Source organism: Cobetia sp. MC34, from assembly GCF_018340035.1.
In the GTDB taxonomy this organism is placed as follows: domain Bacteria; phylum Pseudomonadota; class Gammaproteobacteria; order Pseudomonadales; family Halomonadaceae; genus Cobetia; species Cobetia amphilecti.
On sequence record NZ_JADPPY010000003.1, the window covers coordinates 1 to 22,124 of the forward strand.

The 22,124-nt window shown below is 64.0% G+C and carries 18 protein-coding genes; 7 read left to right on the forward strand and 11 right to left on the reverse strand.

All coding sequences use genetic code 11. The annotated features are described in order from the left end of the window. Positions 1-720: 720 nt before the first annotated feature. Together IZU87_RS02230 and IZU87_RS02235 are read right to left on the reverse strand one after the other, a co-directional pair. Positions 721-3,567 carry a heavy metal translocating P-type ATPase gene (locus IZU87_RS02230; RefSeq protein WP_249330398.1) on the reverse strand — a complete coding sequence of 949 codons (2,847 nt, stop codon included), beginning with the start codon at positions 3,565-3,567 and terminating at the stop codon, positions 721-723. Continuing rightward, a complete protein-coding gene (locus tag IZU87_RS02235; protein WP_213113556.1) occupies positions 3,564-4,019 on the reverse strand; it encodes a MerR family DNA-binding protein in 456 nt (151 codons plus the stop codon). Before IZU87_RS02235 ends, IZU87_RS02230 begins: the two co-directional genes overlap by 4 nt. A 443-nt stretch (positions 4,020-4,462) precedes the next feature. Between IZU87_RS02235 and IZU87_RS02240 the strand changes: the two genes are divergently transcribed. Further along, positions 4,463-5,716, forward strand: coding sequence for an OmpP1/FadL family transporter (locus tag IZU87_RS02240; RefSeq protein ID WP_249330399.1), 1,254 nt, complete (start codon positions 4,463-4,465; stop codon positions 5,714-5,716). A gap of 178 nt (positions 5,717-5,894) precedes the next feature. Here the strand turns inward: IZU87_RS02240 and IZU87_RS02245 are convergent, their stop codons facing one another. The 7 genes from IZU87_RS02245 to IZU87_RS02275 form a co-directional block, all read right to left on the reverse strand. Next, complete coding sequence (locus tag IZU87_RS02245) at positions 5,895-6,665, reverse strand: porin (protein ID WP_213113558.1); 771 nt, start codon at positions 6,663-6,665, stop codon at positions 5,895-5,897. Next, positions 6,625-6,966 (reverse strand): porin, encoded by a 342-nt coding sequence (locus IZU87_RS02250; protein WP_213113559.1) that lies wholly within the window; start codon positions 6,964-6,966, stop codon positions 6,625-6,627. The genes IZU87_RS02245 and IZU87_RS02250 overlap by 41 nt, the downstream gene beginning before the upstream one ends. A 353-nt stretch (positions 6,967-7,319) precedes the next feature. Then, positions 7,320-8,915, reverse strand: coding sequence for an ABC transporter ATP-binding protein (locus IZU87_RS02255; protein WP_213113650.1), 1,596 nt, complete (start codon positions 8,913-8,915; stop codon positions 7,320-7,322). A gap of 147 nt (positions 8,916-9,062) precedes the next feature. After that, positions 9,063-9,986, reverse strand: coding sequence for an ABC transporter permease (locus IZU87_RS02260; RefSeq protein ID WP_107335886.1), 924 nt, complete (start codon positions 9,984-9,986; stop codon positions 9,063-9,065). 14 nt (positions 9,987-10,000) lie between these two features. After that, positions 10,001-10,927, reverse strand: coding sequence for an oligopeptide ABC transporter permease OppB (gene oppB / locus IZU87_RS02265; protein ID WP_213113560.1), 927 nt, complete (start codon positions 10,925-10,927; stop codon positions 10,001-10,003). Positions 10,928-10,986: 59 nt separating this feature from the next. Continuing rightward, on the reverse strand, positions 10,987-12,624 hold the full coding sequence (locus IZU87_RS02270) for a peptide ABC transporter substrate-binding protein (RefSeq protein ID WP_213113561.1): 1,638 nt from the start codon (positions 12,622-12,624) through the stop codon (positions 10,987-10,989). 150 nt (positions 12,625-12,774) lie between these two features. Further along, on the reverse strand, positions 12,775-14,400 hold the full coding sequence (locus tag IZU87_RS02275; RefSeq protein ID WP_249330400.1) for a peptide ABC transporter substrate-binding protein: 1,626 nt from the start codon (positions 14,398-14,400) through the stop codon (positions 12,775-12,777). A gap of 419 nt (positions 14,401-14,819) precedes the next feature. Between IZU87_RS02275 and prfB the strand changes: the two genes are divergently transcribed. The 6 genes from prfB (at position 14,820) to IZU87_RS02305 (ending at position 20,362) form a co-directional block, all read left to right on the forward strand. Further along, a protein-coding gene (prfB, locus tag IZU87_RS02280) for a peptide chain release factor 2 (protein ID WP_107335890.1) occupies positions 14,820-15,918 on the forward strand; the annotation gives its coding sequence in 2 pieces (ribosomal slippage) (positions 14,820-14,894 and positions 14,896-15,918; 1,098 coding nt in all). A 164-nt stretch (positions 15,919-16,082) separates the two neighbouring features. Continuing rightward, on the forward strand, positions 16,083-17,621 hold the full coding sequence (lysS, locus tag IZU87_RS02285; protein WP_054556548.1) for a lysine--tRNA ligase: 1,539 nt from the start codon (positions 16,083-16,085) through the stop codon (positions 17,619-17,621). A gap of 366 nt (positions 17,622-17,987) precedes the next feature. Beyond that, positions 17,988-18,371 carry a hypothetical protein gene (locus IZU87_RS02290; RefSeq protein ID WP_043336300.1) on the forward strand — a complete coding sequence of 128 codons (384 nt, stop codon included), beginning with the start codon at positions 17,988-17,990 and terminating at the stop codon, positions 18,369-18,371. A gap of 205 nt (positions 18,372-18,576) precedes the next feature. Continuing rightward, a complete protein-coding gene (locus tag IZU87_RS02295; protein WP_043336297.1) occupies positions 18,577-18,888 on the forward strand; it encodes a BolA family protein in 312 nt (103 codons plus the stop codon). A 2-nt stretch (positions 18,889-18,890) separates the two neighbouring features. Beyond that, positions 18,891-19,862 (forward strand): hypothetical protein, encoded by a 972-nt coding sequence (locus IZU87_RS02300; protein WP_213113562.1) that lies wholly within the window; start codon positions 18,891-18,893, stop codon positions 19,860-19,862. After that, positions 19,859-20,362 (forward strand): GNAT family N-acetyltransferase, encoded by a 504-nt coding sequence (locus IZU87_RS02305; RefSeq protein WP_213113563.1) that lies wholly within the window; start codon positions 19,859-19,861, stop codon positions 20,360-20,362. Before IZU87_RS02300 ends, IZU87_RS02305 begins: the two co-directional genes overlap by 4 nt. A 179-nt stretch (positions 20,363-20,541) precedes the next feature. Here the strand turns inward: IZU87_RS02305 and zapB are convergent, their stop codons facing one another. Then, the gene (gene zapB, locus IZU87_RS02310) at positions 20,542-20,802 is read right to left on the reverse strand and encodes a cell division protein ZapB (RefSeq protein WP_213113564.1); all 261 of its coding nucleotides are present in this window, start codon (positions 20,800-20,802) and stop codon (positions 20,542-20,544) included. Positions 20,803-20,984: 182 nt separating this feature from the next. Then, entirely contained in the window at positions 20,985-21,659 is a 675-nt protein-coding gene (gene rsmD, locus IZU87_RS02315; protein WP_213113565.1) for a 16S rRNA (guanine(966)-N(2))-methyltransferase RsmD, read from the reverse strand. Positions 21,660-22,124 lie beyond the last annotated feature (465 nt).

The following is a 22,124-nucleotide window of genomic DNA, read 5'->3' on the forward strand; positions in this document are numbered from 1 at the left end:
AACTCGGAAGTGAAACCGCTTAGCGCCGATGGTAGTGTGGAGTTTCTCCATGTGAGAGTAGGTCATCGTCAGGCACTTATCCCGAACCGCCCCTGCAGCCTTGCTGCAGGGGCGGTTCTCTTTGTGCCCAGGAAAAATCATAGGCGCGAAGGTCATGCGTGGGATAAGCCATGTGTGACATGTGTGGAAAGACGCGCATAGAGACGTCAGCAGATCCGCTGTGCAGAAAGAAGGTCAAAGGAAACGCCCCTGTCACTGATGTGGCAGGGGCGTTTTTGCATTAACGGCACTTTGATCAAGCGGGATAAAGAAGAGGCACGCGGGGTAAAGAAGAGCAAAGCGGCTGTGGAAAACTCAAGATTAGGGGGTGCATGAGCTATCCACACGACCTCGCGACAGCTGCTTTCCCTCCAGTGGGCTTGCCGGGTGACCCAGGCCTCGGAGTTGCCGGGCGGCATGCCATGAGCGCTATCGTTGCGAGTCTTGCGAGAGCCGTCTGGAGCGCTTTTGAACCGGAAACAGTCACGAAAAAGCCCTGCCACACAGGATGTGACAGGGCTTTGAAATGATGATCTTGCGTGATTGTCTTGTGCGATCAGCTTGCTCGATTTCAGCGACTACAGAGCAAGGCCTGGAGTGTGTTTCATGACTTGGCGAGCCAGAACCACCAGACAATGGCGGCGATCAGGCCGAGCCCTAGCAGATTGATGGCCATGCAGATCATGCTGATGCTCCTTGTGAGGTGGTGGCGGTATTCTCGGGGTTACCTGTTGCGGATCCAGCTGCACTCGGGGGCGTATATCGACGCAGACGATTGGCATTGGTCACGACGGTGACCGAGGACAGGGACATGGCCAGTCCCGCGATGACCGGCGACAGCAACATGCCCGTGAAGGGGTGGAGGATGCCCGCGGCAATCGGGATGCCGATCAGGTTGTAGCCGAAGGCTCCCACCAGGTTCTGCTTGATGTTGCGCAGGGTGGCCTGGCTGATCGCGATCGCATCCGCGACCCCGCCCAGCGACGGCTGCATCAACGTGATACCGGCGGTCTCGATGGCAACGTCGGTACCTTCGCCCATCGCGAAGCCGACATCGGCCAGTGCCAGCGCCGGCGCATCATTGATGCCATCGCCGACCATGCCCACTACATGACCTTCCTGCTGCAGCCGCGCGATCTCGTCGTGCTTGTCATCCGGTGAGACGCCGGCACGGTAATCATCGATACCGGTCTCGCGCGCCACGGCTGCTGCCGTGTGAGGGTTGTCACCGGTCAGCATGATCACCTTGAGGCCGATGGTATGCAGGCGAGCGATGGCATCGCGGCTATCGTCACGCAGCGGGTCGGCCAGGCCGAAGACGGCGAGCAATTGATCGTCGCGGGCCATCAGGATCAAGGTGCGCGCATTGTCTTCCAGCGCCGTGATCTGCTCGCTGAGAGGGGCCAGGCTGATGCCTGCCTCTTCCAGCATGGCAGCGTTGCCCATGCGCCAGGTGCGACCTGCATCATCCTGAGCCTGAATACCGCGCCCGCTGATGGTCTGGTAATCATGGAAGGCCTTGCTGCGCGAGGCATCGGGGCGTCTGGCTTCGATATGTGCCAGCAGTGCCGCGGCCAGCGGGTGCTCTGAGCCCCGCTCCAGTGCATATGCTGCATCCAGCACGGCTTCCTCGTCTTCCCCTTCGAGGAGCGAGACCTCGGTGACCTCCGGCTTGCCGCGCGTCAGGGTGCCGGTCTTGTCGACCACCAGCGCGGTCAAGCGACTGGCGGTCTGCAGTGCCTCACCGCTGCGTACCAGCACGCCATGTTCCGCCGCCTTGCCGACCCCGATCATGGTCGAGATCGGCGTCGCCAGACCCAGCGCACACGGACAGGCGATGACGAGTACCGCCGTCGCGACCACCAGCATATGCACGCCGGTCGGCGCAGGCCCGAAGTTGAACCACACCAGCGCCGCGACGATGGCGATGATCATCACGCTGGGCACGAACACGCCGGAGATGGTGTCAGCCAGCCGACCGATCGGCGGGCGCGAATTCTGCGCCTGACGCACCTGGCTGATGATGCGTCCCAGGCGCGTCTCGCTACCGACTCGCTCGACTTCGAAGACCAGACTGCCACGCGTATTGAGCGTACCGGCGGCTACCTCATCGCCGATACCGCGTGACACGGGCAGTGGCTCACCGCTGAGCATCGATTCATCGATGTGGCTCTGGCCCTCGATGACCCTGCCGTCCACCGGAATGCGCTCACCGGGGCGAATGCGCACCTGGTCCCCGCTGCGGACCTCGTTGATATCGATCTCGCGCTCTTCACCGTCGCGGATCACGCGGGCCGTGCGGGTCTGCAGATCCAGCAGTGCGCGCAGCGCCTGCTGAGTACGGCCCCGGGCGCGGACTTCCAGCGCCTGCCCCAGGCTGATCAAGCCGATGATCATGGTCGAGGCTTCAAAGTAGAGCCCGCGCGCCGCCGGGGGCACGCTGTCGGGGAACAGCAGCACGCCCATGGAGTAGATCCATGCCGCACCGGTACCGAGCGCCACCAGCGTATCCATGTTGGCCTGATGGTGCGTGAAGGCCTTCCAGGCGCTGGTGAAGAAGCTGCGTCCTGCCGTGGCGAGCACGCCCAGCACGGCGATGCCGATCGCCAGCCACACCCCGCGCTCGAGCCCCTCGAAGCCGGGATGATGGAAGAACATGCTGATCATCAGGGGGATGCCGATGCCCAGTGACAGCACGCTGTCACGGACACGAGAGCGATATTCCTGATCGGCGTCCTCTTGCTGTTGCTGCTCACCGGCCTGCGCGTCTTCCACCAGGCTCGCCCCGTAGCCGACACCTTCGATGGCCGAGACGATCTCGTCGGGAGTGAGGAGGCTCGTGACCTGGGCGGTGCGCGAGGCGAAGTTGACCTGCGCCTGCTCAACGCCGTCCAGGCCATCCAGTGCCTTCTGGATCGTCGCCACGCAGCTGGCGCAGGTGACGCCGGACAGTGAGAACTCGGCGCTTGCGCTATCGGCTGGCTGGCTCTCAGTCGCTGTCTTGTTTGCAGTACCTGACGCGTTCGCGGCGCCTGACTTGCTCGCAACGACCGGCGAATCAGCAGCCGGTGCGGCTTGAGCTTCATCCGCCTCGGCGGGGGCCTCAAGCGAATAGTCCGTCTCGAGGATGATTCTCTCGAGCAGCCCGCGCGGCAGACAGGTGTCCACGTTGAGAGTGTCTTCTTTCGGCGTGCCACTGACTTGCGCGGTGCCATCCCAGTGCTGGATGGCCTCGCGCAATCTGGCGACGCACTTCTGGCAGTGCATGCCGTACACCGACAGATCGTGATGGGCGCGTTCCGGCAGAGCTTCCTCCTTGAGGGGGTAGCCGCTGTCTGCCGCGACTTCCTGTAGTGCCGTGGATGACAGCTGGCTGTGCATCAGCAACAGCTCTGCGTCAGGCGCGCCGAGCAACTCGGCCTGCGGGTCCTGCGCCTGCAGGGCACGACGAATCCTGCTGACACAGCCCTGACAATGGATGCCTGGCGCCTGCAGAAGGCGTGTCTCGGGAAGTGATGTGGTCATCATGATTGCCCCCCGTCGCGGCGTTTGGAAGTGGAAGCGGTGTCGGGCACGTCCTGTGGAAAGCCTTCGATCAGGCAGCACACGCTGTTGCCGTCCGGCACGCCATCCGGCAGGTCCTGCCAGCAATCCAGCGCGTGCTCCATGCGCTCTGCCAGGGCTTCCAGCTCACGAATGCGCTCGCGCACTCTCGGCAGGTGCTGTCGCAGCAGGTCACGAACCAGCGGGCACGGCGAGTCGTGCTGGTCCGCCTGCTCGAGAATCTGTTTGATGTCGGCAAGGCTGAAGCCCAGCTGGCGTGCCTGACTGATGAATTTGAGGCGTACCAGCGCCTGCTCATCGAAGCGCTGGTAGTTGTTGACGGGATCACGTCGGGCCGTGATCAGCCCCTGGCGCGTGTAATGGCGAACGGTTTCGGCGGTGACGCCCCCCGCGCGGGCCAGTTCAGCGACTTTCATTGCATCATCTCCTGGTGATCAAGAGTGGCGGAGAGAGCATTCGGCTGCCCTGAAGGTCTGTCGGCAGCCAATGTTCCGTGACTGATCATCAGTGTAAGACTTATGTGTTGCACATAGGTCAAGCGAGCCGATACATACGAAAAAGCTGATATTCGACCAATAGGCTAGAGAGGGGAGCAGAGGAGGTTGTCGTGTTTTAAACGCTGGCGACAAGGCACTAAATCGTCGTCAGGTCATGGGCTTAGCAGCACGCGACAGTGCAGACATGAATGAAAGTTCCCTGAATACTAGAAATCTCCCTATTCAAACAAACGTTCGCCCTTGACTTGAACGCACGACTCGCCCAAAACGTAGGTGACAGAGCTATGCATCAACGAATGATAACAACAACATGCGGCTCTCCAGCCACCTGCAATGGGACGCCATCCATAATGAAAAACAAGATGAACAAACTCACCCTCGGGGTCGCTCTGGCAACGGTAGCCACGGCTTATGCCGGTGGCGTTCACGCGGGGGCCTTCCAGCTGAACGAGCAGAGTGTCAGTACCCAGGGCACCTCCTTCGCCGGGCGCGCCTCGAATGCCAATGATGCCTCCACCGTGTTCGGCAACCCGGCCGGCATGTCCTTCCTGGATCGTGCCCAGATCACCGGCGGTGTGACCTATCTGGACGTCAATACCGATATTGATGTCGCCAGCGCGAATGATGCACTCGGTCGGCCAGTCTCTGGCGGAGATGACGGTGACATGGTGCCGGGGGCGGCAGTGCCTTCCTTCTATTACGTGCAGCCGATGAATGATCGGGTAGCACTGGGCTTCGGGGTCTACGCGCCCTTTGGTGTGATCACCGATTATGGTTCTGATTTCCGCGGCCGCTATTTCGCCAATTACAGTGAAGTCGAGGTGGTCACCGCCCAGCCGACCATCTCCTACCGCATCAATGACAAGTGGGCCATCGGCGCCGGTGTGACCTACAACAGTATCAAGGGTGAGTTGACGTCAAATACTCTCGATGTCGGTGCAGGCGATGGCAAGGTCAAGATCAAGGGCGACGATGCCGCCTGGGGCTACAACGTCGGGGTCATCTTCCAGCCGGTGGAAAGTACCCGTCTCGGTCTGTCCTATCGCTCCAAGGTGGATTACAGCCTGGACGGCGAGGCCAAGTACAACAATGTCTTCACTGGCGCGGGCTTCGCGAATACCGAGCAGGATGCGTCGCTGGACATGACCTTGCCGGAAAGCATCGACTTCTCCGTGACGCACAAGCTGGATGATCGCTGGACGCTGATGGCGGGCGTGACCTGGGTGCACTGGAGCCGCTTCGACGAGATCGCGGTGGAAGTCGACAACATGAGCGACATCGTCGAGGAGCAGGGCTACGAGGATAGCTGGCAGTACGCGGTCGGTCTGAGCTATCAGCTCAATCCGCAGTGGGTGCTGCGTACCGGTATGGCCTTCGATGACAGCCCGGCCGTGGATGAGCATCGCAGCGCGCGTATCCCGTCCGGGGATCGCACCATCTTCTCGCTGGGGGCCGGCTGGACGCCGATGCCGGAGCTGACCATCGACATGGCCTACACCTACCTGTGGGAAGAGACGGCCACCGTCAGCCTGAGCGAACCCAACCGTGGCACCTATGAAGCCGATTACGAGAATGAAGCGCATGGCTTCGGTCTCGGCGCGACCTATCGCTTCTGAGTACCTAAGCGGCTGAAGTGCTGAGCTGGTCTCGGGACAACCGATACAACCGATACAGAAACGCCCGGTCATATGACCGGGCGTTTTTTTGTCGTCCCTGCCGGGTTCATCAGGCAAGGGCGAAACTATCGCCTCAGCGCGAGCATTGGCGAACCGTCACCAGCGTCTGACATGACGATCAGAAGTCGTAACGCGGCAGGAACATCAACTGGTCGCGGTCGGCGCTGTACTCGCTGCCGTCCGACTGGCGGCTGTTGTCGAAGCGATACTCGGTGGCCAGCGTCAGGTCCTTGACCCGCCAGGCCGCGCCCAGAATCTGGTAGGCGTAGCGTGCTTCGCTGTCGGCGTCCTCCAGGTGATTCAAGCCACCGTAGAGCTCGACACTGTCATCGCCCCAGATGACCTCCTTGAACTTGTAGTTGACCACGAATTCCGCGCCGCGCGCCTTGTCGACGAAATCTTCCGAGGAGTCCAGGGTGCTGCCGGCGATGTGGTTGCGATACTCCCCGCCGACGAGGGCGATGTACCAGTTGCCCGGTGACCAGTGACCGCCGAGCAGCCAGGCATCGATATCGCCGTTCTCGCTGTTGCCGCTCTCGTAGTCGCTCAGCTCCGTATGGTGGAAGACGCCGCCCACCGTGAAGTCCTCGTCCGGGTGCCAGTTGAGCGCGGCTTCATAGCTGTAGTCACGCTCATACCCCGAATACTCGGTCTCGGTGGTGAAGACGCCATCCTCGAAGAGTGAGGTCTCGTTGCTGTGCTGGCCATCATGGCCGAGCTGGTAGAGCAGGCCGACAGTGACATCGTCGAAGCCTTTCTTCCAGTAGAGCGAGTTGTCCGGCCGCCCCGTGCCATGCAGGCCACCATCACCGCTGCGGCCTTCGAAGGTGCCGGACGCCTCGCCACCATTAGTCGGTGTTGACGGCCACCATGTCGTACCAGGGGCCATACTGCTTGCCGACCGTGAAGCTGCCCCATTTCTCGTGGGCCGCTCCGGCGTAGAGCATGCGCTTGTAGTGAGCATCGGTGCCGTCCTTGAACCAGGGATCGAAGCCCCATTCGGCGCGGATGATGGAGCTCCAGCCCTGCTCGAACCGATGCTCGTGGATCAGGCGCACCCGCGAGCCGCCGTTGTAGATCTCGTCGTGTGCGCCATCCTGGATCACCGCAAACGCCGCCAGGCGGCCACTGAACTCGACGCGGTCGGTATCCGTCTTGTAGACCTCGATGGCCTGGGCCATGGGGCTCATGCTCAGCAGTCCCGTGCCGAGCAGGGCTGCGCCAATCGCGTGACGCAGTCGTGAGTGAGTGTGGAGGGGGATGCTGGCTGTTGTTGTAGGTTGCATCGTCATCCTGTGCATGTCTTTCCATCGGTGTGGGTCATGCCGGAGCGTCCTGCTCCGGCCTCGGTCGGGTGCAAGCACCCGGTTGGCAGCCAATGTCGATTCGTGTGAGCGACTCGGCTGCCCTTGCCCGGGGAGAGGCCGGGCGCTCATCGCCACCCTTCAGGCAGGCAGTGATGAGGCCCTGCGCCTTTTCCCAGGCAAAGCGGGGTCTTGATGGGCGCCGCAGCGCCCATCAGGCATGTCGTCTTTTCAGGGTGTCAGTGGTGCGTCTGGCCCAGGTCCGGGGCGAACGCGGCCTGCATCAATTCACGCGTATAACGCTCACGGGGTGCCTCGAAGATGGCATGGGTACTGCCGCTTTCCACCACCTCGCCTTCCTTCATCACGATGAGGTGGTCTGACAGCGCACGTACGACCGCCAGGTCATGGCTGATGAACAGATACGTCAGGCCGTGGCGCGCCTGCAGGTCGCGCAGCAGGTCGATCACCGTGACCTGTACCGAGCGGTCCAGCGCCGAGGTCGGCTCGTCCAGCAGCAGGAATTCCGGCTTGAGCACCAGGGCGCGCGCAATGGCGATGCGCTGTCGCTGACCGCCGGAGAACTCATGCGGATAGCGATTGCGCATGCCGGGGTCGAGGCTGACCTCGCTCAGGGCGTCGCAGACCCGCGCATCGCGCTGGGCGCGATTGAGCTCGGGGTGATGCACGCGCAGACCTTCGCTGATGATCTCGCCCACGGTCAGGCGCGGCGACAGGGAGCCGAAGGGGTCCTGGAAGACGACCTGCATGCGCGAGCGCAAGGGGCGCATGCCCGACTTGTCCAGCGGCATGATATCGACGCCATCGAAGCTGATATGGCCCTGGCTCTTGAGCAGGCGCAGCAGGGCGCGCCCCAGCGTCGACTTGCCGGAGCCGGACTCGCCGACGATGCCGATGGTCTGGCCGCGTCGCACCTCGAGATCGATGCCGCGCACCGCCTCGAAGGCGATCTTGGGCCCGAACAGCGGACGCTTGATGGTGAAGCTGACACGCACATCGCGCGCCGACAGTAGCACCGGTGCATCCGCGGCCACCGGCGCCTTCTCGCCGGCCGGTTCGGCATCGATCAGCATGCGGGTGTAGGCGTGCTGCGGGCTCTCGAAGACGTCGTGGGTGGCGCCGGTTTCCAGCAGCTCGCCGTGACGCATCACGCAGACGCGGTCCGCGAAGTGGCGCACGATGCTCAGGTCGTGGGTGATGAACAGGATCGCCATGCCGTAGCGCTGCTGCAGCGACTTGAGCAGCCGCAGGATCTGCGCCTGCACCGTGACATCCAGCGCGGTGGTCGGCTCATCGGCGATCAGCAGGTCCGGCTCGCAGGCCAGCGCTATGGCGATCATCACGCGCTGACGCTGGCCACCGGACAGCTCGTGGGGATAGCTGTCGATACGTCGCGCCGGCTCCGGGATGCCGACCTGCTCGAGCAATTCCAGCGCCTTGTGGCGAGCCGCGCGGCCCTTGAGGTCACGATGCAGCGCCAGTACCTCGATGATCTGGCGGCCGATGCGGTGCAGCGGATTGAGCGAGGTCATCGGCTCCTGGAAGACGGTGGCGATGCGATTGCCGCGCAGCTCGCGCATGCGCCGCGTCGAGGCACTCAGCAGGTCCTCGCCGCGCAGGCGGATGGCGCCCTGGATCTCGGCCAGTTCCGGCAGCAGGCGCAGGATGGCGGTGGAGGTGACCGACTTGCCGGAGCCGGACTCGCCGACCAGCGCCAGCGTCTCGCCCTTGTTGAGGGTGAAGCTGACGCCCTTGACAGCGGGTACCGCGCCGTCCGGCAACTGGAAGTCGACCTTGAGGTCATCGATCTCCATCAGCGGTGGCGTGCCAGGCGCCTCGGCCGCCAGTCCCAGGCGAGTCAGGGTGTCGGCGCGTGCCTGGTCGGCGGCGTTGCGTGCTGGCGGCAGGCTGGAGGAGGTGCCGGAGGTAGAGGGTGAAGAAGTCATGATCAGCGCTCCGGTTCAGCGAGTCTTGGGGTCGAGGGCATCACGCAGCCCATCGCCGAGGAAGTTGAGGCAGAACAGGGTCGCGGCGAGGAAGGCCGAGGGCACCAGCAGCATCCAGGGGGCGGTCTCCATCATGTCCTTGCCTTCGGAGATCAGCACGCCCCAGGAGGTCAGCGGTTCCTGCACGCCAAGCCCGAGGAACGACAGGAAGCTCTCCAGCAGGATGACCTTGGGCACCGTCAGCGTGACGTAGACGATTACCGGCCCCAGCGCATTGGGAATCAGGTGGCGGGTGACTACCTGCAGGTCACGCACGCCGAGTGCATGCGCCGCCTCGACGAATTCACGCTTCTTGAGCGCCAGCACCTGACCGCGCACGATGCGCGACATGTCCAGCCACTCCACCGCACCGATGGCGGCGTAGATCAGGAAGATGTTGCGACCGAACACCACCATCAGCAGGATCACCAGGAACATGAACGGCAGCGAATACATGATGTCGACGAAGCGCATCATCAGGTTGTCGGTGCGTCCGCCGAAATAGCCGGAGACGGCGCCGTAGAGCACGCCGATCACCAGGCTGACGAAGGTGGCGACCAGCGCCACCGACAGCGAGATCTGGCCGCCATGCAGGGTGCGGGTCAGCAGGTCGCGGCCGTTGACGTCGGTGCCGAAGACGTGGCCGGAGGCCAGGTCCGGGCCGGTGCCGATGGCGTTCCAGTCGACTTCGTCGAGTTCGAAGGGCGTCAGCCACGGGCCGATCAGGCAGGCCAGCACGATGACGGCCATCACCACCAGGCTGCACATGGCAGCGCGGTTCTGCTTGAGACGACGCCAGGCGTCGCGGGTCAGGCTGTCGCCTGCCGGCGCGGCAGGAGGCTGGCCGTCGAAGGCGCTGGCACCGCCGGTGCCGTGGGGAGCGGGGGTTGTCTGTGACATGTCAGGGCCTCGGGTCAGTCGTCGTAGCGGATCTGCGGGTCGAGCATGCTGTAGAGCAGATCGACGATCAGGTTGAGCAGCAGGATCAAGGCGCCATAGAAGACCACCGTGCCCATCACCAGGGTGTAGTCACGGTTGAGCGCACCCTGCACGAAATAGCGCCCGATGCCGGGAATGCCGAAGATCTGCTCGATCACCACCGAGCCGGTGATGATGCCGGCGATGGCCGGGCCGAGGTACGAGACCACCGGCAGCATCGCCGGTCGCAATGCATGGCGCAGAATCACCTTCCACTCGCTCAGCCCCTTGGCGCGGGCGGTGCGGATGTAGTGACTGCCGAGCACCTCGATCATGCTGGCGCGCATCATGCGGGCTATGTAGGCGATCTGCTGGATGGAGAGCGCCACCACCGGCAGCAGCAGGTTCTGCCAGGCGCCACCGTTCCAGCCGCCGGCCGGCAACCAGCCGAGCAGCACGCCGAACACCAGCGCCAGCAGCGGGGCGATCACGAAGTTGGGCACCGCGATCCCCGCCAGCGCAGTACTCATCACCACGTAATCTGCCGTCGAATTGCGCCGGATGGCCGCGATCACCCCCAGCGGCACTCCGATCAGCAGCGCGGCCAGAATCGCCCACATGCCCAGCTCCAGACTGGCCGGGAAGCCCTGGCTGATCAGCTCGCTGACGTCGAAGTCCTTGTACTTGAAGGACGGGCCGAGATCGCCCTGCACCAGATCGCCCAGATAGCGCAGATACTGCATCGGCAATGGCTCATCCAGGTGATAGGCCGCGCGCAGGTTCTGCTCGATTTCCGGGGGCAGACGGCGCTCGCCATCGAAGGGGCCGCCCGGGGCGACCCGCATCAGGAAGAACGACAGGGTGATCACGACCAGCAGGGTGGGAATCGCCTGCAGCAACCGTTTGAGGGTGTAGCTCAGCATCCAGTGCTCCGTCCGGGCCGCTGCCCGGGTGTGTCGTTGTTATTGGTGACTGTTGTCTGTCAGTGCGAGGTATCGAGCTGCAGATAGCGACTCGGGTGCACGTCCAGCGCATTGGGCGCCCAGCCGCTGATGGCGGGGTCGACCAGGCTGGAGGTGACATAGTCGTAGAGCGGCAGCACCACATCGTTGTCGAGCAGATACTGCTCGGCGTCGTGGAGCTGGCGCTGGCGGGTGCCGACGTCTCCTTCACGCGCCGCCGCCTCGATCAGCGCATCGTAGGTCGGCGAGCTGAGCCCGGGCGCGTTGGAGGTGTTGTCGCTGCTGAAGGCGTTCAGGAAGTCGTAGGCATCGGCGATGGTGGCGATCATGCCGTAACGGCCGACCTCGAAATCGCCCAGCGCCAGATCGCGGTAATGCACCGCGGCCTCGGTGTTGGTCAGCGTCACCTTCACGCCCAGCGGTTTCCACATCGCCCCCAGGGCCACGGCGATCTTCTTGTGGTCTTCCAGGGTGTTGTAGCGCAGGGTCAGCTCAAGCGGGGTTTCCGGGCCGTAACCCGCGTCGGCCATCAGCTCACGCGCCTTCGCCATGCGCCTGTCCATCGACCAGTCAGCGAAGTCGAAGCGCGCGCCCTGATGCTCACCCAATGCCCTGGGCACGAAGTGCCAGGAGGGAATCTGGCCCATGCCGAGAATGCGTTCGGTGATCACCTCACGGCGGGTGGCCAGATTCAGCGCACGGCGAATGCGCTGGTCGGCCACCGGCGAGCCCTCGCGCAGATTGAAGACATAGAAGTACTCGCCGAGGATCGGGTAGGTATGCAGGGCGGCGGCCAGATTGTCCTGGATCCAGGTGTAATGGCTGGCGGGCACGCCGTAGGCGATCTCGACCTCGCTTGCCCGGAAGCGATTGAGCGCTGCGTGGCTCTCCTCGATGGGTAGGTAGACCACCTCGTCGAGCGCGACCGTGTCTGCCGCGTGATAGCGAGCATTGGGTGTCAGCGTGATGTGCGACTGCGGCGTCCATTCATTGAGCACGAAGGCACCCGAGGTGACCATGTTGGCCGGCCGGGTCCAGTCAGCGCCATTGGCCGTGATCACATGGCGTGGCAGCGGTGCGGCCTCGCTCATCGCCAGCGTCTGCTCCAGCGTCGCCGAAGGGTGGCTGAGAGTGATGGTGAGCGTCTGCGCGTCGGGCGCGGCCACGCCGAGTTGCTCCGGTGCCAGCGCACCGGTATTCACCGCGCGGGTATTGACGATCGGGTAGTAGAGCGTGGCGTTGTGGGCCGCGGTGGCGGGTGTCAGCAGGCGGCGCAGCGCGAAGACGGCATCCTCGGCGGTCAGCGGCGTGCCATCTGACCATTCGAGCCCTTCGCGCAGATGAAAGGTCCAGCTCAGCCCATCGGCGGACGACTCCCAGCGCTCTGCCAGCCCGGGAATCAGCTTGCCGTCGGCGGAGTAGGCGATCAGCGGCTCGAACAGATCACGCGTGATGCGTGTCTCCCAGGTGCCGTTGGTCTGTTGCGGGTCCAGCGAGCCGGGCTCGGCGCCATTGGCGATACGCAGGATCTGCTCGCTCTGGCTCGTGGATTCTGCTGCCATGGCGCTGCCGGAAGCGCCGAGGGAGAGGGGGAGAACGGACAGCAGCAGGCCTGCGCTGAGGCTTGCCGCGCATTGCATCGGTGAGGTGGGGGACATGCATGAACTCCTTGTCACGCCCGTGGGGCGCGACGTCATCTTCTGGTGCCATCCTTGGCAGATGCCACGCTCCTGCCCTGCCGGACACGAGCGTGGACCCATGACGATCTAGAGAGCGGCGAGCCGGGTCAGAGGCTCACAGGGCTCGCCTCACTCGGAGAACGAGACCCAGCGCGAGCGGTGAGTATCCTCGATGTTGTTCTTCCAGCCGCTGAGCTTGGGGTTCACCAGATTGCGCGACACGTAGTAGTAGATCGGCAGCACGGCGTAGTCATCCAGCGCCTTGCGCTCGGCGTCCTGCATCAGCGCCTCGCGATCCTCCATGTCGAGCGTATTGGCAGCCTTGTGCATGTCGTCATCCAGCGCACTGTTGGAATAGGCGCCGTAGTTGTTGGGCACGCCGCTTTCCAGCAGGTTGAGGAAGTTCTGGGCGTCGTTGTAGTCGCCGATCCAGCCGGCGCGGCCGACATCGAACTTGCCCTGGCGCATGTCCTCGTAGTGCACCGCGACCTCGGCGTTCAGCAGATTGACCTTCACGCCCAGCGGCTTCCACATCGCGGCGGCGGCGATGGCCACCTTCTTGTGGTCTTCGCTGGTGTTGTAGCGCAGGGTCAGCTCCAGCGGGTTGTCCGGGCCATAGCCGGCGTCTTCCATCAGGGATCGGGCCTTCTGCATGCGCTCATCCATCGACATGTCCTTGAAGGCCATCTCCTGGATGTCGTAATGGTTCACGCCGGTAGGCACGAAGCTGTAAGCCGGCACTTCGCCGGTGCCGAGAATCTTGTCGGTGATGATGTTGCGGCGGATGGAGAGGTTGAGCGCCTCACGCACGCGCGGGTCTGCCGTGGCATGGCCATCGCGCGAGTTGAGCACGTAGTAGTAGATGCCCAGGTAGGGCGCGACGTGGGTGGCGTCCGGCAGATTGTCCTTCAGCCAGCCGTATTGCTGGGTCGGGAATTCGCGCGCGATGTCGATCTCGCCGGCGCGGAAGCGCTTCAGGGCGCTGTTGCGCTCCTCGATGGGGTAGTAGATCACCTCATCCAGCGCGACCTCCCTGGCATCGTGGAACTCAGGATTCTTGAGCGCGACGATGCGGGTCTGCGGCTGCCACTCGCTCAGCTCGAAGGCACCGTTGGAGACCATCTTGCCGGGGTCGGTCCAGTCCTTGCCGTACTTCTCCACCACATGTTTCGGCAGCGGGTAGGCGGTGTAGTGCGACAGCTGATCCAGGAAGTAGGGCGTCGGGCGCTCGAGGGTGATCTCGAGGGTGTGATCATCCACGGCACGCACGCCGAGGGTGTCCGGCTCGGCCTCGCCGCTGTTGATGGCCTTGGCATTCTTGATCGGATACAGGATGTAGGCGTAATCCGAGGCATTTTCCGGCGTCATGATACGCTTGAGCGCGTACACGAAGTCCTCGGCGGTCACCGGCTCACCGTCTGACCACTTGCCGTTCTCGCGCAGCGTGAAGGTGTAGGTCTTGCCATCGTCGGAAATCTGCCACGACTCGGCCGCGCCGGGGATGCGCTCGCCATCGGCGGCTTCGGTGACCAGGCCCTCGAAGAGGTCGCCCACCACGTCATTTTCCCAGGTGCCGGAGATCTGCTGCGGGTCCAGCGAGGCCGGTTCACCCATGATCGCCAGCTTGAGCGTGTCGGCCATGATGCCCTGGGAGGCAACGATGCCCCCGGCCAGCAGCAGAGAGCCTGCCAGGCGTTTGAGCATGAAGCGTCCGGGGAGCACCGGGGTGCGAGAGGGGGAGTACAGTCGTGCCATGATAGGGAGGCTCGCTATTGTTGTTAGGGGTAATACGAGTGTCGCCTTCTACCATCGAATCTTTTCCTGCCCGCTGTCCATGTTAAAAAATGGATGGCTTATGCATGCATTCGATAAACGTCATGCAAGGCGTGGAAACTCGGGCCATTCGGGGCTGACGGACCTTTGAATCACTTTGGTCGTATTCGTCGCCTGCCCGCTGATGGGTGGCATGCCTGGCAGCCGAGAGCCGCCGCTTGCCCGCTGGCCACGGATGATGGGCCGGGCATGGTCGCCACGCCGGGAAATGGCTACAATATCGGGCTTTGCGCGCTGTCGATCTGCACATCCACCCTCGGGTGGCATGTGGCGGAGCCCGTCGCTTGCGACAGGATCGCCGCGCACCCATTCACGCATCATCGCCTCAAGACAGGACGACCATGCAAGAGATCAATCCGATCACCAACCTCATCAAGGACCTGTCCGAAAGGGCAGAAGTCCTGAGGGGGTACCTTTGACTATGCCGAAAAGCAGGATCGGCTAGAGGAAGTCACTCGCGAGCTCGAGAATCCGGATGTCTGGAATGACCCGGACTACGCGCAGAAGCTCGGCAAGGAACGTGCGTCGCTGGAGCTGGTCGTCAAGACCCTCGACGACATGAGCAACGGTCTGTCCGACTGCTCCGACCTGCTGGAAATGGCGGTCGAGGAAGAGGACGAAGGCACCGTGGACGAAGTCGTCCGCGAGCTGGACCAGCTCAAGGCCAGTCTCGAGAAGCTCGAGTTCCGCCGCATGTTCTCGGGTGAGATGGACGCCAACAACGCCTACCTCGACATCCAGGCAGGCTCCGGCGGTACCGAAGCGCAGGATTGGGGCAACATGTTGCTGCGCATGTACCTGCGCTGGGCCGAGCATCACGGTTTCAAGACCGAGATCGTCGAGGCGAGCGCCGGTGAAGTCGCCGGCATCAAGTCCGCGACCATCCACGTCGAGGGTGATTACGCCTTCGGTTGGCTGCGCACCGAGCTTGGCGTGCACCGTCTGGTCCGCAAGAGTCCCTTCGACTCCGGCGGCCGTCGTCACACCTCGTTCGCGTCCGTGTTCGTGTCGCCGGAAATCGATGACAACATCGAGATCGACATCAACCCGGCCGACCTGCGCACCGATACCTATCGCTCCTCCGGCGCCGGTGGTCAGCACGTCAACACCACCGACTCCGCGGTACGTATCACCCACGTGCCGACAGGCATCGTGGCGGCCTGCCAGACCGAGCGTAGCCAGCACTCCAACCGTGACCGCGCCATGAAGATGCTGAAGGCGCGTATCTACGAAGCCGAGATGCAGAAGCGCAACGCCGCCAAGCAGGAACTCGAGGACTCCAAGTCCGATATCGGCTGGGGCAGCCAGATCCGCTCCTACGTCCTCGATGACCAGCGCATCAAGGACCTGCGGACCAGCGTCCAGTCGAGCAACTGTGACAAGGTGCTCGACGGCGACCTCGATGACTTCATCGTCGCCAGCCTCAAGATGGGGCTCTGAGCGCGAGTACCCTCGCGGCCCAGCGCCTATTCGCCTCCGCCGGTCTCGCCGGCGGAGGCCACGAATCCCCGTATCGCGGTCAGTACTGATGGTCACAATCGTCAGGCTGATCATGATCTGTCGTGGCCCAGGCCATGACCCTTTGACACGAGACAGGCCCCTCCATGTCGACAGAGCAGACCCCCGCCATTGATGAGCAGCAGGCCGCCGAACAGGCTCAGGAAGAGAACCGCCTGATCGCCGAACGTCGCGCCAAGCTGAACGCCCGCCGCGAGCAGGCCGCCGCCGAAGGCAAGAGTGCCTTCCCGAATGATTTCCGTCGCGACAGCCTCGCCGCTGACCTGATGGAAGAGCTGGGCGAGAAGGACAAGGCCGAGCTGGAGACGCTGGACCGCAAGGCCGCCGTCGCCGGGCGTATCATGCGCAAACGTGGCCCCTTCATCGTGTTGCAGGAAGTCTCCGGCCAGATTCAGCTCTACGTCGACAAGAAGGGCCTGCCGGAAGCGCTGCTTGAGGACATCAAGAGCTGGGATATCGGTGACATCGTCGGTGCCAGTGGTCCGGTGCACAAATCCGGCAAGGGCGATCTGTACGTCATGATCGAAAGCGCCCAGCTGATGACCAAGAACCTGCGTCCGCTGCCGGACAAGTTCCACGGACTGTCCGATCAGGAAATGCGCTATCGCCAGCGTTATGTCGACCTGATCATGAACGAGCAGTCACGCCGCACCTTCGCGCTGCGTGCCGGCATCGTCGCCTCCATCCGTCGCTTCCTCAGCGATCGCGGCTTCATGGAAGTCGAGACGCCGATGCTGCAGCAGATTCCGGGTGGCGCGACCGCGCGTCCGTTCATCACGCACCACAATGCGCTGGACATGGAAATGTACCTGCGCATCGCGCCGGAGCTGTACCTCAAGCGTCTGGTGGTGGGCGGCTTCGAGCGCGTGTTCGAGATCAACCGCAACTTCCGCAACGAAGGGCTGTCGACGCGTCACAACCCCGAGTTCACCATGCTCGAGTTCTACTGGGCCTACGCGGACTACCGTGACCTGATCGCGCTCACCGAGGACATGATCCGCACCGCGGCCCAGGAAGTGCTCGGCACCACGCAGATCACCTGTCAGGGCAGCGAGTACGACCTGAGCCAGCCGTTCATCCAGATGACCATGCGCGAGTCGATCATCAAGTACGGCGATGGCATCACCGAAGCCGACCTGGCCGATTACGACGCCGCGCGCGCCACGGCGGAGCGTCTCGGTATCCAGGTCAAGCCGATCTGGGGTCTGGGCAAGCTCGAGACCGAGATCTTCGAGGAAGTCGCCGAGCACCGTCTCGACCAGCCGACCTTCATCACCGAATATCCGGCCGAAGTCAGCCCGCTGGCGCGTCGCAACGATGCCAACCCGCACGTGACCGATCGCTTCGAGTTCTTCGTCGGTGGCCGCGAGATCGCCAATGGCTTCTCGGAGCTCAACGACGCCGAAGATCAGGCCGAACGCTTCCAGGCCCAGGTGGCCGAGAAGGACGCCGGTGATGACGAAGCCATGTTCTACGACGCCGACTACGTGCGCGCGCTGGAATACGGCATGCCGCCGACCGCCGGTGAAGGCATCGGCATCGACCGTCTGGTGATGCTGCTGACCGACAGCGCCTCCATCCGCGACGTGCTGCTGTTCCCGGCCATGCGTCCGCAGCAGGGCTGAGCAGTCGGCCGCCAGCCCATCCCCATGGCGCATCATGACGCGCCATCGTGACGGGCCACGCTGAGGGCACCCGCAACGCCTCCGATCCCTGACGGGGGCGTTGTGGTCTCTGCCTCACACGAATGACTGACGACGAATGCCTCGCGGGGCATGATCGGTGCCGATGAGGCAAGGTGGCGCTTGGCTTTGTTGCCCGCGAGCGGCCATAATGGTCGGCGTCCAGTCTGCTGGCGCCCTGGTACTGCCGGGGTGGCGCGCTGGACATCTCGAGGCTCACCCGCATCGCGTGCCTGCTTTATGAGCGGCGCTGCCATCCACGGTGTGTCCTGTCTCGGAATTGTCCCTGAATGTCCTGGAGAGTGCAGAATGAAGCTGCTTAACCGTTCCGCCCTGAGCGTCAAGCCGACCCAGGCGTTTGTCGACTGGATCAACTCGCTGGAATCCGAAGGCGAGGGAGGCGAGGATCTGGCGCTGGAGGATGTCAATCAGGAGAGCACCGTCTACCTGATTCCCGAGATGGACACGCGTGAGGCGCTGGATGGCTTCGTCTCCGAGCGCTGGCTGGACGTGCTGGAAAGCGAGCTGCGCGCCTGGGAAGAAGACACCCGCCATTGGCCGGAGCCGATGGACAAGGCACTCTTCGAGCGCTTCCTGACCGTCGAGCACAGCTATCTGGCGGTCGACCTGGACGACGAGGCGCCGCTGGAAGTCAGCGAAGTCGATGACGAGCTGCTGGCCGATCTTGACTGACTCTTCGGCATGATGGCCGTCGTCGCCGTACTTTCCGCAAGAGCTGTCAGCCAGTGCCGTCAGCAATGACTGTCAGTGATGGCGACAGACGCTACAATGGCCTCGGGCAAAATGCCCGAGGCCATTTGCGTTGTGGCGATCGCATCGTCACCCTCAATTTTCCGCATGTCCGTCGTGCGGCTTCCCCCCTTCAAGGAGATTGCGCATGAGCATCCAGACCCAGATAGACACCAAGCTCGCTACGCTTGACCCGTTGATGGTCGAAGTCGTCAACGAGAGCCATATGCATAGCGTGCCGGCCAACTCCGAGACCCACTTCAAGGTCACGCTGGTCAGCGATCGCTTCAGCGGCCTGTCGCGGGTCAAGCGTCACCAGCAGCTGTATGCCTTGCTCAGCGAAGAGCTGGATGGCCCGGTGCATGCACTGGCACTGCACCTGTACACCGCGCAGGAGTGGGCGGCACGCGGCGGCGAGATTCCGGATTCCCCCAACTGTCTGGGCGGCGGCAAGCACTGACCATGACCCCTGAACCGCAACGCCTGCAATATCTGGACGCGATGGGACTGACCGCCTGGGTCGGTCGCTATCAGCTGCCCAATGCCTTGCCCACCCAAGCGTGTGACTGGCCCGAGCCGCAAGCGGCGGAGGCGGTCGCGCCCCAGGCGCGCCTGCACGCGCTGATCGATGAGGCGCCGCGTCCGCCTGCTGCCCACCAGACGGCGGATGCCAGCCATGGCTCCTCCGCTCAGGCTGGCGGCATGGCCGGCAGCGCGACGCCACGCCCGGCAGGGCCTTCTCCGGCCTCGAGTGCGCGCGCCTTGCTGGGCATGGCGCCGGCGGCGGTCGAAGCCCCCGCTGCGGCTGCCTCGCCGACGCCCGGCGCTGCCGAGACCAGCAGCACCGCCTCGTGGGGCACGCCGCCGACGCAGGTCACGGCCGAGGCACCGGCAGCAGATGAGGCAGTGACACCGCCAGCGGCAGACAAGCCGCCACTGCGCTTCAGCGTTCAGCTGGCGGCGCTGGAAGGGCGCTGGTTGATCATGCTGCCCGGTGACGAGGCACCGCATCTGGAAGGGGAAGCCTTGCTCAAGGCGTTGTGGCGCGCCGCCGGCATCGAGGCGGCATCAGGGCTCACCTTCAGCCACTTCCGCTGGCCGCTGTTGCCCAACCTCAAGGCCAGTGCGCCACTCGAAGAAGCCCGCGAAGGGTTGCATGCCTTCCTGAGCGGCCCGGCGCGGCGCGGCTGGCAGCCGGAGAGGCTGTTGATCTTCGGCAGCGATGAGGCCAGCGAGACGCTGCGCGAGGTGCTTGGCATCACCGCTTCCGAGCGCGGCGAGGCGACCTCCAGTCTGCTGAACCTGCCGGTCTGGCAGGGGCTGGCACTGCCGGCGCTGGCGCGCTCCAGTGAGGCCAAGCGCAAACTGTGGCCGCTGTTGATCCGCTGGGGGCGCGAGTGGCAGTCGGCATCGCCGCAGACGGACGCCTCATGAGCGAGTCAGCTGCCCGGCGCCTCGAGCTGCGTGAGCTGGCCGATGAGCAAGCGACTCTGCTGGCGCTTGAGGCCATCGAGGCCAGCCAGGCACATGGCCTGAGCCAGTCACAGCTGATCGATGTGCTCAACGATGACGCGCGCTGCGTGCTGGGTGCCTGGTGGCAGGCCGGCGAGTCGCCGACTGCAGAGCTGATCGGCTTCGTGGTGCTGGCTCGCGGGCCCTTCGAGGCCGAGATCGAGGCGATCACCGTACACGCCGCGCAGCGCGGGCAGGGCGTAGGTGCACGCCTTTTGGCCGCCGCCATCGCGCGGGCGCGTGACTGGCAACGTGACTCGGGGCTTGAGCGCCTGCTGCTGGAGGTGCGCGCCAGCAATGCCGCCGCCGCAGCTCTCTATGCGAAAGCCGGTTTCACCCGGGATGGAGTGCGCAAGGGCTACTATCCGCTGGCGGACGGCGGGCGAGAAGATGCCTGGCTCATGTCGCTGCCGTTGGTGTGATCCTGGCCCTTCTGTCTTGGGCTCCGGCATCGCTCAGGTGCTGGTGCCGACACGAAAACGCCGCCGACAGTCTCCTGTCGGCGGCGTTTTCATGAGGCCCTGTTCATGAACTCTTGTTCAAGCGCTCCTGTTCAAGAGTGCATGTTCACGCGGCCCAGCGCGCAGGACGCGCGGGAGCTTCAGGCGCTCTGGGTTTCGCTCTCGGTCTCGCTGAAGCGTGCGACCAGCGCTTCCAGACGCTGTGCCCACTGGTCACGCTCTTCCTGCAGTTGAGCGTTGGTCTGGCGCAGCTGCTCCAGCTCTTCGCCCTGACCTGTCTTGGCTTCGGTCAGGCGCTGGTTCTCTTCCTTCAGCTCTTCGACTTCCATCTGCAGCATCTCGATGCTGTCGATGGCCTGGCCGACTTTCTGCTCAAGTTGGGTAAAGAGTTCGGTGCTCATGCTATCTCCTTGTCGAGTCACGGTCGTGGCCCGAGGGGGTTCGTTGAGGGCGGTAAAGGTATGCGGTAAATGCTGGTGCGATGAATATCGGCCATGTCGGGAATCCTTGCCGGATGGCGCAGCGATACCCGCCTGCAGGCAGACTACGACGCCGCCTGAGTCGACACAAGTGGGAAGGTGGCTCAGGCGGGCGGATGGCGCCGATACAGGAGGCCATGACTGTCGCCGGCACGGCTTTCCCGGTGCAGCTGCCAGTTGGCGGGCACCACGGGGTCGAGGCCGGATTCCACTTCCAGATAGATCATGGCGTCATCGCTCAGCCAGCCATGCGCTTCGAGCAGCGCGCAGCTCGCGGCGGCCAGCTCGAGCCGGAAGGGCGGATCGAGCAGCACCAGATCCATGCCGCCTGCAGCGGGAGTGGCCGTCTCGAGCCAGTGCAGGACATCGCCGGTCACCACCTGCGTTGGCAGGCTGTCGCCGTTGGAGAGGGTCGCGAGATTGGCCTCGAGCGCACGCGCGACGCGGCTGTCGCGCTCCACGAAGGTGACATGCGCCGCCTCACGCGACAGCGCCTCGAGGCCCAGCGCGCCGCTGCCGGCATAGAGGTCAAGCACGCGGGCGCCGCCGACATGAAAGCCCAGCCAGTTGTAGAGCGTCTCACGCACGCGGTCGGGCGTCGGGCGCAGGCCCGGTGCGTCGATCACGTTGAGCAGGCGGCGCTTGAAGCGCCCGCCGATGATGCGCAGGCGACCTGGCCCGCCGGCGGCCTGGCCACGCTTGCCGCTCTGTTTGTCAGCGCGCGAGGGCGCGCTGGATTTGCCCCGTGCGGGGCCTTGGGAGGATGCGCGTTTTTTCATGCCGCGAGTCTAGCATGTGCGACGCCGGATGCTGCGCGGTGCGTACCTTCAGCCCCGAAGGGATGGTAGGATGACGCCACTTTCACGAGTTCAGGACTGTCTCGCCATGTTCGGTTTTTTCAAGCGCAAGAAACACAAGGCTCAGGAGCAGAAAGCCTCCGAGCAGCAGGCCCTCGAGCAACAGGCTCTTGAACAGACACAAGACGCCACGCCCCACGAGCAAGCCGATGCCGAGCAGGCAGCGCGGCTCGAGGCGAAGCGTCTCGAGGCCGAGAAGGTAGAGGCAGAGCGCCTTGCCGGTGAAGAGGCGGCTCGGGTCGAGGCTCAGAAGGCCGAAGAGCAGCAGGCCGAGGCTCAGAAGCTCGAAGAGCAGAAGGCCGAAGCTGAAGCCGAGCGCCGCGCCTCTGAGCAGGCGGCTGCCGATCAGGCCGCCAGGGCCGAAGCCGAGCGCATCGCCCAGGAGCG

Coding starts and splice junctions, on each gene's coding strand:
- IZU87_RS02230 (WP_249330398.1), bottom strand. CDS start 3,567: ATGATGACCACATCACTTCCCGAGACACGCCTTCTGCAGGCGCCAGGC.
- IZU87_RS02235 (WP_213113556.1), bottom strand. CDS start 4,019: ATGAAAGTCGCTGAACTGGCCCGCGCGGGGGGCGTCACCGCCGAAACC.
- IZU87_RS02240 (WP_249330399.1), top strand. CDS start 4,463: ATGAACAAACTCACCCTCGGGGTCGCTCTGGCAACGGTAGCCACGGCT.
- IZU87_RS02245 (WP_213113558.1), bottom strand. CDS start 6,665: ATGGCCCCTGGTACGACATGGTGGCCGTCAACACCGACTAATGGTGGC.
- IZU87_RS02250 (WP_213113559.1), bottom strand. CDS start 6,966: ATGAGCCCCATGGCCCAGGCCATCGAGGTCTACAAGACGGATACCGAC.
- IZU87_RS02255 (WP_213113650.1), bottom strand. CDS start 8,915: ATGGAGATCGATGACCTCAAGGTCGACTTCCAGTTGCCGGACGGCGCG.
- IZU87_RS02260 (WP_107335886.1), bottom strand. CDS start 9,986: ATGTCACAGACAACCCCCGCTCCCCACGGCACCGGCGGTGCCAGCGCC.
- oppB (WP_213113560.1), bottom strand. CDS start 10,927: ATGCTGAGCTACACCCTCAAACGGTTGCTGCAGGCGATTCCCACCCTG.
- IZU87_RS02270 (WP_213113561.1), bottom strand. CDS start 12,624: ATGTCCCCCACCTCACCGATGCAATGCGCGGCAAGCCTCAGCGCAGGC.
- IZU87_RS02275 (WP_249330400.1), bottom strand. CDS start 14,400: ATGGCACGACTGTACTCCCCCTCTCGCACCCCGGTGCTCCCCGGACGC.
- lysS (WP_054556548.1), top strand. CDS start 16,083: ATGTCGACAGAGCAGACCCCCGCCATTGATGAGCAGCAGGCCGCCGAA.
- IZU87_RS02290 (WP_043336300.1), top strand. CDS start 17,988: ATGAAGCTGCTTAACCGTTCCGCCCTGAGCGTCAAGCCGACCCAGGCG.
- IZU87_RS02295 (WP_043336297.1), top strand. CDS start 18,577: ATGAGCATCCAGACCCAGATAGACACCAAGCTCGCTACGCTTGACCCG.
- IZU87_RS02300 (WP_213113562.1), top strand. CDS start 18,891: ATGACCCCTGAACCGCAACGCCTGCAATATCTGGACGCGATGGGACTG.
- IZU87_RS02305 (WP_213113563.1), top strand. CDS start 19,859: ATGAGCGAGTCAGCTGCCCGGCGCCTCGAGCTGCGTGAGCTGGCCGAT.
- zapB (WP_213113564.1), bottom strand. CDS start 20,802: ATGAGCACCGAACTCTTTACCCAACTTGAGCAGAAAGTCGGCCAGGCC.
- rsmD (WP_213113565.1), bottom strand. CDS start 21,659: ATGAAAAAACGCGCATCCTCCCAAGGCCCCGCACGGGGCAAATCCAGC.